General features: G+C 62.8%; 9 protein-coding genes. 4 read left to right on the top strand and 5 right to left on the bottom strand.

What is annotated here, in order from left to right; translation table 11 throughout:
• Positions 1-701: relaxase/mobilization nuclease domain-containing protein (locus tag ACXJKR_RS23410; protein WP_457324851.1), on the bottom strand; the 701-nt coding region annotated here is incomplete at its 3' end.
• Complete coding sequence (locus ACXJKR_RS23405; RefSeq protein WP_457324850.1) at positions 686-1,288, bottom strand: plasmid mobilization protein; 603 nt, start codon at positions 1,286-1,288, stop codon at positions 686-688. The genes ACXJKR_RS23410 and ACXJKR_RS23405, both read right to left, overlap by 16 nt.
• 322 nt (positions 1,289-1,610) lie before the next feature.
• Here ACXJKR_RS23405 and ACXJKR_RS23400 point away from each other — a divergent pair, with 322 nt between their 5' ends.
• The 4 genes from ACXJKR_RS23400 to ACXJKR_RS23385 all read left to right on the top strand — a co-directional run bounded on the left by ACXJKR_RS23400 (position 1,611) and on the right by ACXJKR_RS23385 (position 3,664).
• Positions 1,611-2,000, top strand: a complete 390-nt coding sequence (locus tag ACXJKR_RS23400; protein ID WP_457324849.1) for a helix-turn-helix domain-containing protein — start codon at positions 1,611-1,613, stop codon at positions 1,998-2,000.
• The gene (stbB, locus tag ACXJKR_RS23395; protein ID WP_457324848.1) at positions 1,997-2,752 is read left to right on the top strand and encodes a StbB family protein; all 756 of its coding nucleotides are present in this window, start codon (positions 1,997-1,999) and stop codon (positions 2,750-2,752) included. Before ACXJKR_RS23400 ends, stbB begins: the two co-directional genes overlap by 4 nt.
• Positions 2,736-3,188, top strand: a complete 453-nt coding sequence (locus ACXJKR_RS23390; RefSeq protein WP_457324847.1) for a hypothetical protein — start codon at positions 2,736-2,738, stop codon at positions 3,186-3,188. The genes stbB and ACXJKR_RS23390 overlap by 17 nt, the downstream gene beginning before the upstream one ends.
• Before the next feature lie 86 nt (positions 3,189-3,274).
• Entirely contained in the window at positions 3,275-3,664 is a 390-nt protein-coding gene (locus ACXJKR_RS23385; protein ID WP_457324846.1) for a hypothetical protein, read from the top strand.
• Positions 3,665-3,919: 255 nt separating this feature from the next.
• Here ACXJKR_RS23385 and ACXJKR_RS23380 read toward each other — a convergent pair whose 3' ends face one another.
• The 3 genes from ACXJKR_RS23380 to ACXJKR_RS23370 all read right to left on the bottom strand — a co-directional run.
• Positions 3,920-4,237 (bottom strand): type II toxin-antitoxin system RelE/ParE family toxin, encoded by a 318-nt coding sequence (locus tag ACXJKR_RS23380; protein ID WP_457324845.1) that lies wholly within the window; start codon positions 4,235-4,237, stop codon positions 3,920-3,922.
• The gene (locus ACXJKR_RS23375; protein ID WP_457324844.1) at positions 4,234-4,515 is read right to left on the bottom strand and encodes a YlcI/YnfO family protein; all 282 of its coding nucleotides are present in this window, start codon (positions 4,513-4,515) and stop codon (positions 4,234-4,236) included. The genes ACXJKR_RS23380 and ACXJKR_RS23375 overlap by 4 nt, the downstream gene beginning before the upstream one ends.
• A gap of 193 nt (positions 4,516-4,708) precedes the next feature.
• Positions 4,709-5,329 (bottom strand): DUF932 domain-containing protein (locus tag ACXJKR_RS23370; RefSeq protein ID WP_457324843.1); only part of this gene is annotated, 621 nt, incomplete at its 5' end.

The raw sequence follows: 5,329 nt of genomic DNA, 5'->3' as shown, positions 1-5,329 counted from the left end.
CGCCAGAGCTCGTCATACCGCTGCCGCTGTCCGCGCACTGCCCGGCGTGTCGCCTCAGCATCGACCCCCTGCTCACGCAGTTCTTCTGCAAATGTCTCGCGCCATCGCGCCAGGTCCGCCTTGCGCGGGTTCAGCCGCTGGCCGATCCTCGACTCTGCCCGCACGCTGATATGGACGTGCGGGTTGGCCTGATGATCATGCAGCACCATCACGTATTTGTGACCGGAGAGCTCGGCACGGGCGAACTCACGCGCTGCCATCTGAACCGCCAAAGGATTGGTCCCGCGCGGCATCGACAGCATGATGTTGAACGCCTCGCGCCGACTGCGCGAAGCCGCATCTTCTGGCACCAAGCTACCGCTGTATCGCCAGTCATCCGCCAAGTCGCGCACCGCTTGCGGCCCTCTTAGCGACTCCCCTCGATCGTCTTCGATCTCCAGCTTGCCGTTCTTGCTGATGTAGCGAAAGTGCGCCGCGATCGCTCGCATGCAGCGACCGCCTCCAGTCACTTTCACCATCACCTGTGGCGCGCGCCGGACTACCGTTGCTTCGATTCGGGCGCGGATCGCATCAGCCCGGCGGCGCAGCGCGTCACCGCGCAGCTTGGGTTGCGAGCGACCTTTCACGATGCGGTTCCCCGGATAGAAGAACCGGTCGCCCCACGTGACAAGTACCCCATCGATGTTCATGCCTTTCGCCATGGCCGCTTCCTGTCCTTTGTGCTGCCATCGTCCTCAGCGCCACCCGCCCGACGGGGCTGCAGTCCAGCCAAAGCGCCTGCGGCCAGCTTCAGATGGCCGCGCACGACGTCAGCCACGCCGTCCAGCACGGCGCGGCACTCCAAGGCGCGCCGCACGTCACCTTCGCGGAGCAGCGATGTCAGGAGGTGGACGTTGCGGCTGAGGGTGGACAACTCCGCACACGACGCGATCAGGGCGGCGATTGCTTCTGGCCGGTTGCCACCTGACGCCACCACTGCCACGCCGTCAACCAGGCCGACGACGTACGCCCCTCGCGACATCCCAGCAGCACGCGCAGCTGCGGACAGGCGCGCCGCCTCTGCGCGCGTGAACCGGATTGATAGCTTGGTCCAAGGAGCCCCGTCAGCGAGAGCGCGGGTCTGCACAGCCTGAGTGGGCTGATCGCCCCCGTTGGCAGCGAGGAAACGCGCGACTGCATCGCGAACAACAACCGACACCGTGACCCTCCTCGCCGCCGCATGGGCAACTAGGGCGGCTTTCAAGCCGCGCATCTCGACGGTGACGAAGTCATGGGTTCGGGTGGCCATGTGCCGATCGAAGAAAGTGCGCGGAGCGCTTGTGAAATCGGCGGCGGGCCGCCTATCTCTGCACTCACCAATAGAACCAGTATTGGCTCGAATCAGGCCAATCTGGATGCTGGATTCGGGGCCGAATCCAGCCGCTCAAGCGCCTCGGTCTCGACCAAATATTGGTCATGTGAAAACGAGGCGCGAAGTCAGCGAAAAACACGCGACAACGGAGCGTCAAAGATCCGAAAAGGCATGACAACCATGCGAGAAAGACCCGAAAAAATCCGGCCACGCGCGTTGCGCAAAGCGCACCCGGTTGCGTCGGCAAAGAGGTGAATTGATGCGATTGACCCCGCCGCAGCCTCCTGGTCGTGTTGACCGGAAAGCGCGTGCCTATGCAGCCGAGATCGCGCAGCTCCACGCACAGGGCTACACGCTGAACGTGATCCGGCAGGCCCTAGCGGCAGTTGGCATCAACGTGAGCATCAGCACGGTATGGCGCGAGGTAACGCGGCTCAACGGAAGCGAGCACAAGCCCGTGACGCTTCCGGCACAGGTTGACCCAGGAGCGATGCTTCCTTCACTGCCTGCCCCGGCCAATCCCACCCCAGTCGCGTCGCCGGTTGCACCACTGCCCATCACCACTTCGCGCCTCGGCAAAGAAGTTGCCGAGGCTTTCGCTCGCACTCAGAGCACCAACCCCCTCATCCGCGCAAAGGAGCAACGATGAAAGTCGCAGTGATCAACTTCTCGGGCAACGTGGGCAAGACCACCATCTCGCGCCACCTGCTTTTGCCGCGCATCCCTGGCGCAGAACTCATCTCGATCGAAAGCCTCAACAGCGGCGACGGTCAGGGTCAGGCCCTGCGTGGCCGGYAGTTTGGCGAATTGCAGGAGTACTTGCAGACCGTGGAAAGCGCCGTCGTCGACATCGGCGCCAGCAACGTCGAGGACCTGTTGAACCTCATGGAGCTATACCGCGGCAGCCAGGAGGACTTCGACTACTTTGTCGTGCCCACTGTGCCGCCCGTGAAGCAGCAGCAGGACAYGATCGCAACGCTTGTGGAACTCTCGCAGTTGGGTGTGACGCCTTCTCGGCTGAAGGTGGTTTTCAACATGGCGGAGATGGGAATCCCAGTCCAGCAGTCGTTCTACTTCGTGCTCAACTTCCTTAAAGAGCAGCCCATCGCCTCGCCCGATCCGGCCTGTCGCCTGGGCGCCAATGAAATCTATGCGCGCATTCGCGGTGGGACCGGAGACCTCTCGCAACTGGCCACCGACAGCACGGACTACAAGGCGCAAATCCAGCAGGCGCCAAGTTCACAGGAGAAGATGGTCTTGGCGCAGAAGCTAGCAACCCGTCGACTGGCCAGCGGTGTCGTGCCAGAGCTGGACGCTTGCTTTGCTGCACTGCGTCTGGGTGGGTCAGCTACCACGCCCGGACGCCCGACACAGCGGAAACAGAATGAGCAGCGCGCGTGAGGCATTGATAGCCGAAGCGCTCGGCGACGTCGGCGCTTTGCTCGATCGCGTCGAAATGGTCTCGACGGCACTACAAGACACCTGTCAGGCGGTCGTGCAAGCCTCTGCCGACCTCAAAGCTGAAACTGCCACCGTCAACCGAAGTGCCGCGCTCGTCATGGAGAACGCGACTACCCACGCGCTTAGACACATGGCCCGGCGTTCGGACGAGATTGCGCGGGCCGCCGCTGAGACCGAGACCCGGGCCATGGAAGCAGCCGCACGCAAGCTATTCAAGGACGAGCTGGCCCCGGCCTTCAACAGGCTTGCCCGTTCGCTCGACGGCCGTGCAGAAACTCGCAAGGTATTCTGGGGATCTCCTGCCGCGCACGCTGTGACGGCTATCGCCGCTTCTGCCTCAACGTGGACGCTCGCGGTTTTCTTGCTCACGCCGTAGCGCTGCAAACGAGGTTGGCATGCAGTTGGRGATCCACTAGATTTCCGAAGCCTCCAGATTGAGCATCACAGGCAGGGTAGCGCGCGATGGCAGCTTGGCAGTTCGACGTAGCAGCAGTATTTGAGTACGGCGATCAAACGCTTCCACCACTGCTGAGACGCCGTGCACAAACCATCCTGGCTGAGAGTTTTGAGCCGCCCCGGCAGATGACGAAAAGCTGGTGGATCTACGGCCCTGAGGCGGGGAACCGCATCGACCTGGTCGTCGGCGACGACGGAACTTGTGAACTGTCGGCTCGGATCGATGCGCGATCAGACGCAGACTCGTTCCTCAACTGCTGGTTGATCTTGATGATTGAGCTGAACTGCTCGCTCCACGCACCTGAGCTACGCCGGTCATTTCCCGCAGATATCTTGTCCCTCAAGGAAGCACTGCAGTCATCGTCAGCCTGGCGCTATGCACTCACTGCCAGGTGAACTCCAGTCCTGGCTGCCAGACGAATTCGCTTCGCCGCATCTCGCGGTGTATCGCCAATGGAGGTCCAGTCGTGATGCCACCAAGCGATCACCTCAGCCGCATCTGCAACAGTGCGGGCGGACAGCACCTGGCCTACCTCAACTCGAACCGCCTCCCACCAGTTGTCACCCTCGCCGTCTTGCGCTCGGACGTCGATCGCAGCCCGATAGATGGCCTTTGCGCTCTCTAGCGTGAGCTGGCCCATCGATTGAGTCCTAGTGGTAGTCATCTTCCAGTTGATGCCTGGCTGCCAACACGGTCAYGGTCGTCGCGTTCTCAACCTCGAAGAGCACGACGTAGCCCGACCGCCCGAACGGTACGACCAGCTCGCGCAGGAACGGGCTCCGTGCGGCCTTGCGGCATGTGAACGGGGAAGCCCTCAGGGTCGCGATGCCCGCGCGCAGCGCGTCAAGCGCCTCGCCGGCCAGCTCGAGATTGCCTCCATCACGCGCCAGCTCTCGCTCCAGCACAAAGTCGAATAGCTCCTCGAGATCTCGCTCGGCTGCACGTGTCAGCCTGACCTGGAAACTCACTTGCGCTTCTTCGAGATCTGCGCCCGCGCTGCGTCGAGCTTGCGCTGCAGATTGCCCAGCACGACGTCGGCTTCCACATACTCGCCTGTCCGACGCGCTTCGTCCCGCGAACGCAGCCCACGGGCGATGAACTCGGTCTGGACTTGGCGCCGATGAACATGGGCACGCACCGAAGCTTCCACGAACTCCGACAGGGTCTCGCCCTCGGTGAGCACGGCCTCCATCTCCGCACGGAGGTCGGGCTCCACGCGCACTGCAGGGATCGTCGAGGTCTTCATGGATACATTGTAGTGCAATTGCATTACATCGTCGCGACTGGCCCAGGACCAGGTGTGGCGACGTAAAGGCAGCGCTGAAGGTCAGTGTCATGGATGGCCCCCTGCCCGATGGCACAACAGCGGTCCAGCCATGCTGCGACGTGCCGTGTACCGAGAAGGCGCTGGATTCGAAGCCGAATCCAGCGCACCGACATCACTGCGCCTTGATCTTGCTCATCTCCTCTGCCAGCATCCACAGCGCACGATTGAGGCTGACGCCTCGATCAATGCTGCCAACTGGGCGGGTATGCAAGCGTCGGCCCTGGGCGCTGCGGCCAGGCTGACCACCACGGATCACGTTTTCCTGGACCCGCTGGAACGTCGTCCACAGACTGTGACCGGCGTCCTCTGGCCTTCGCGCCTGGATGAGCTGTTGGGCTGTCACCGGCGCCGGCCGATGGCCGCCGGTTTCTTCCACCACCCGCTCGCCGAACCGCAACGCCAGCGCTGCGGTGGCAAAGGCCACTTCCTCGGGCGGTTCCAGCTGCAGCACTTTCATCGCCTCGGCGTGTGCCTCGACAGCCTCAAACTCGTCGAGCACGCGAAACGCGCCCTCGATGACCTCGTCTTGGATGTTGCCCTTGTGAGGGATGCGGATGTCATCCACGACGTCGCCGACCACCAAGCCGTTGCAGCAGACGAAGCGGAACATGCCCGCGAGCATCTGGTACGAGCTCGCACCGTCGTGGCTGTTGATCAGGATGATCTCGTTGGCCTCGGGCTTGGTCTGGACCTGCCCGGCATGCCGCATGCGGATCATGTGCTTGGTGAACTC

It is taken from the genome of Roseateles sp. P5_E11 (assembly GCF_054049355.1).
This window is presented reverse-complemented; position numbering and strand designations above follow the sequence as displayed.

What these genes read in the sequence shown, in the direction of transcription:
- ACXJKR_RS23405 (WP_457324850.1), bottom strand. Translation starts at nt 1,288, where the DNA reads ATGGCCACCCGAACCCATGACTTCGTCACCGTCGAGATGCGCGGCTTG.
- ACXJKR_RS23400 (WP_457324849.1), top strand. Translation starts at nt 1,611, where the DNA reads ATGCGATTGACCCCGCCGCAGCCTCCTGGTCGTGTTGACCGGAAAGCG.
- ACXJKR_RS23390 (WP_457324847.1), top strand. Translation starts at nt 2,736, where the DNA reads ATGAGCAGCGCGCGTGAGGCATTGATAGCCGAAGCGCTCGGCGACGTC.
- ACXJKR_RS23385 (WP_457324846.1), top strand. Translation starts at nt 3,275, where the DNA reads ATGGCAGCTTGGCAGTTCGACGTAGCAGCAGTATTTGAGTACGGCGAT.
- ACXJKR_RS23375 (WP_457324844.1), bottom strand. Translation starts at nt 4,515, where the DNA reads ATGAAGACCTCGACGATCCCTGCAGTGCGCGTGGAGCCCGACCTCCGT.